We start from the raw sequence: 3,539 nt of genomic DNA on the forward strand, positions 1-3,539 counted from the left end.
TCAGCCCGCGCTCGGGCCGGGCGGCTCGCCGCGCTCCCGCAGCGCCGCGCGGCCCGCATCGAGGTCGACCACCGCCAGTCCGCCCGGCTGTTGTTTCGCGCGCCGCTTCGCGAGCGCGGCGACCGACGCGATTTCGTCGCTGCCATAGCGCTTCGCGCCGTGTGCGCCGGCCGGTACGCTGACCGCGCCGATCGCCATCGTCACGAAACCGAAGAACGCAGGGTTACCGTGGCGATCCTCGCCGCGCAGGCCGCCTGCCTGCCGGTCGGCCTGCGTATAGAACAGCTGCGCGCCCTGATTGAAGCGCTCGATCGCGGCGAGCGCGCGCGACCGCCAGTCGTCGCGCTGAAACAGCACGAGGAAATCGTCGCCGCCGACGTGCCCGAGAAAGTCGCGCTGCGGATCGCAGACGCCGGCCAGCACCGTCGCGGCGAACTTCAGCACCTCGTCGCCTTGCCAGTAGCCGTACTGGTCGTTGAAGGGCTTGAACTGGTTCAGGTCGACGTAGCACGCGTGAAAGCCGGCGTCGCGTGCGAGCAGGCGATCGATGTGCGCGCTGATCGGGATGTTGCCGGGCAGGAACGTCAGCGGGTTCGCATAGCGTGCGGCCTCGATGCGCATCTCGGTCACCGCGCGCACGAGGCTTTCGCCGGTGCCGAGCCCGACGTAGCGGCCGTGCTCGGTGATCACGAAGCCGTCCGCCAGATAGCGCTGGTCATGGCTCGCGAGCAGCATCGCGAGCTGCTCGAAGGTCGTCGAGTTCTCGATCATCAGCGGCGCGTCGTTCGCGAACTGCAGGCACGGCTTCTTGCCGAACACCTCACGGTGGTACGGCAGCGCGAAGCGGTCGATGAAGCCGCGGCGGTTGACCAGCGCGACGGGCCGCCCGCGCTCGACGAGCGCGACCGCGTGCAGGTCGGGCATCCGGTTGAACAAGTCCAGCACGTCGTTGCTGGTCGCGTCGCGCGGCAGCGCCGGCGCCGGCACGAGCATCTTCGAGGCGATCGTGCCGGCCGGCCGCGCGATGCGTGTCGCACCGGGGAACACGGCGATGTGCGGCGTGCGGATCGCGTCGCGCGCGGCGGGCGCGACGACGCGCGAAGGCCGCGCATTCGGGCGGCCGAGCAGGAAGCCCTGCACGCAGCAGATGCCCATGTCGCGCACGACGATCAGGTCGCATTCGTTCTCGATGCCTTCCGCGATCAGTTTCGCGCCGCTCGCATGCGCGAAATGCTGCATCGCCTTCACGGCTTCGAACTTGAGCGGGTCGCGCGCGATGTCGTGGATGAAGAAGCGGTCGATCTTCACGACGTCCGGGTGCAGGCGCAGCCAGAGGTTCATGCTCGCGTTCGCGGTGCCGTAGTCGTCGAGTGCGAGCTGGATGCCCGCATCGCGCAGCGACGCGATCGCCGGCACGATATGCGCGACGTCGGTCGTCGCGTTCTGCTCGGTCAGCTCGATCACGATGCGCTCGGCGCCGACCCGCGCGCGCCCGAGCAGCATGCGGGCACGCTCGCGTTCGCGCGCGAGCTGCAGGATCGTGCCGGCGCTGAAATTGAGGAACAGCTTGCCGTCGCAGCCGAGCGCCGCGAACGCGTCGAGGCAGGTGAGCGCGGCCGCCTGTTCGAGCGCGAGCGTCTCGCCCTCGCGCGCGGCCTGCGCGAACAACGCGGCAGGCGGCTCGAGCTCGGTGCCGTGCGGCCCGCGGATCAGCCCCTCGTAGCCGATGACGGTTCCGGACCCGAGGTCGACGATCGGCTGGAACACGGCGGCGAGCGCGCGATCCGCGATCAGGCGCGAGGTGCTGCCGGCGGCAGCGGGAGCGGGAGGGGGCGCGGGCATGAGCGTGGCGGCCGAAGCGACGGGACCCACGACTTAACGGCAGCGCGCGCGCAGAATTGAATGAAGATTGTGTGACGCGATGCGCGATGTTGGTGCATCGTGCCGCGCGCTGGCCGTGGGCCTCAGGTCGCGCACCTCATGAGCGGCACCAGTCGCGTCAGCGCTTGCCCGCGCTCAGCGTGCGGGGCGCAGCGCTCGCGTCGCCCTCGTCGCGCTCGCCGCTCATGTCGCGCGCGCCCCAGCGCTGCGCGAGCGCCGCACACGCCATCAGCTGAATCTGGTGGAACAGCATCAGCGGCAGCACGATCGCGCCGACCGCCTGCGCCGAGAAGATCACCTTCGCCATCGGCACGCCGGCCGCGAGGCTCTTCTTCGATCCGCAGAAGATGATCGTGATCTGATCGGTGCGATTGAACCCGAGCCGCTTGCTGACGAACGCCGTCAGCAGCAGCGCGATCGCGAGCAACACGAGGTTCACCGCGACGAGGCCGGCGAGCGCGTGCGCCGGAATCTGGTGCCAGAGCCCCTGATTCACGGCCTCGCTGAACGCGACGTAGACGACGAGCAGGATCGAGCCCTGGTCGACGAAGCGCAGCACGCCGCGGTTGCGATCGATCCAGCCGCCGATCACGGGCCGTAGCAGCTGGCCGGCGATGAAGGGCACGAGCAGCTGCATCACGATGCTGCCGACCGTACTCCACGGCGAAGCCGCCGCCGCCGATTGCGACGTGATCATCAGCCCGACCAGCGCGGGCGTCACGAAAATGCCGAGCAGGCTCGACGCGGACGCCGCGCACACCGCCGCCGGCACGTTGCCCTTCGCGATCGACGTGAACGCGATCGACGATTGCACCGTCGACGGCAGCGTGCAGAGAAACAGCACGCCCGCATACAGCGTCGGCGTGACGAGCGGCTGCAGCACGGGCTTCAGCGCGAGGCCGAGCAGCGGAAACAGCGCGAACGTGCTGAGCAGCACGACCGCGTGCAGCCGCCAGTGCGTCGCACCGGCGATCACCGCTTCGCGCGACAGTTTCGCGCCGTGCAGGAAGAACAGCAGGCCGACCGCGATATTGGTCGCCCAGTTGAACGCATGGGCGGCCGGGCCGCGGCACGGCAGCAGGCTCGCGAGCACGACGGTGCCGACGAGCGCGAGCGTGAAGTTGTCGGGAAGAAAACGGGGACGGGCCATCGGAATCTCGATCTGAAACGGCGGATGCGCGGCGAACGGGCAGCGCAGGGCGGCCGCGCGCTGCGCGCGATTGGCGATATTTTCGCGATAGTCGATTCAATACACAAATTCATTGTGCGAATCGATTGATGAATCGTAGGCATTGACAGAGCACGCTCGGCGGCGCGGCGAAACGTCGTCCAAAAGCATCGTCGGCGATGTGCTCCGGCGCGAAAAAACCTAGCAGTAACATGGTGTTACACCGATGCCCGGGGCCTAACACTTTTTGGCTCGACACGTTTTTCGCCGGCTCATAAATTACTGCTGAAAGGCTCGCGTCGGCCGCGCAACCAACGGCGGCGAGCGTGAACAGGCACTGAACGATGACGGAACGGTTGAAACGCAACATCGCACGATGGGTGGCCGGCGCGCTGGGCGCGCTGCTGATGCCGCTCGCGCTCGCGCAGCCGCCGCACGGCAGCCACGGCTTCGGCGGCGGCGACATGCACGCGTACGGCCAGCCGGCCGG

At 68.7% G+C, this 3,539-nt stretch carries 2 protein-coding genes and 1 pseudogene; 1 reads left to right on the forward strand and 2 read right to left on the reverse strand.

Annotation, left to right across the window (positions count from 1 at the left end):
• Both HMPREF3115_RS03735 and HMPREF3115_RS03740 read right to left on the reverse strand, forming a co-directional pair.
• Entirely contained in the window at positions 1 to 1,842 is a 1,842-nt protein-coding gene (locus HMPREF3115_RS03735; protein WP_070553463.1) for an EAL domain-containing protein, read from the reverse strand.
• Between the two features lie 157 nt (positions 1,843 to 1,999).
• A complete protein-coding gene (locus tag HMPREF3115_RS03740) occupies positions 2,000 to 3,031 on the reverse strand; it encodes a bile acid:sodium symporter family protein (RefSeq protein WP_070553462.1) in 1,032 nt (343 codons plus the stop codon).
• A gap of 362 nt (positions 3,032 to 3,393) precedes the next feature.
• On the opposite strand from HMPREF3115_RS03740, the pseudogene HMPREF3115_RS32190 reads away from it, so the two are divergent.
• Positions 3,394 to 3,539, forward strand: a pseudogene (locus HMPREF3115_RS32190) (peptide-binding protein); the annotation flags it as partial.

This window comes from Burkholderia sp. HMSC10F09, from assembly GCF_001806955.1.
Classification (GTDB): Bacteria; Pseudomonadota; Gammaproteobacteria; order Burkholderiales; family Burkholderiaceae; genus Burkholderia; species Burkholderia multivorans.

Bases quoted from the DNA above. Each gene is read 5' to 3' on its own strand.
- HMPREF3115_RS03735 (WP_070553463.1), bottom strand. From the start codon at position 1,842: ATGCCCGCGCCCCCTCCCGCTCCCGCTGCCGCCGGCAGCACCTCGCGC.
- HMPREF3115_RS03740 (WP_070553462.1), bottom strand. From the start codon at position 3,031: ATGGCCCGTCCCCGTTTTCTTCCCGACAACTTCACGCTCGCGCTCGTC.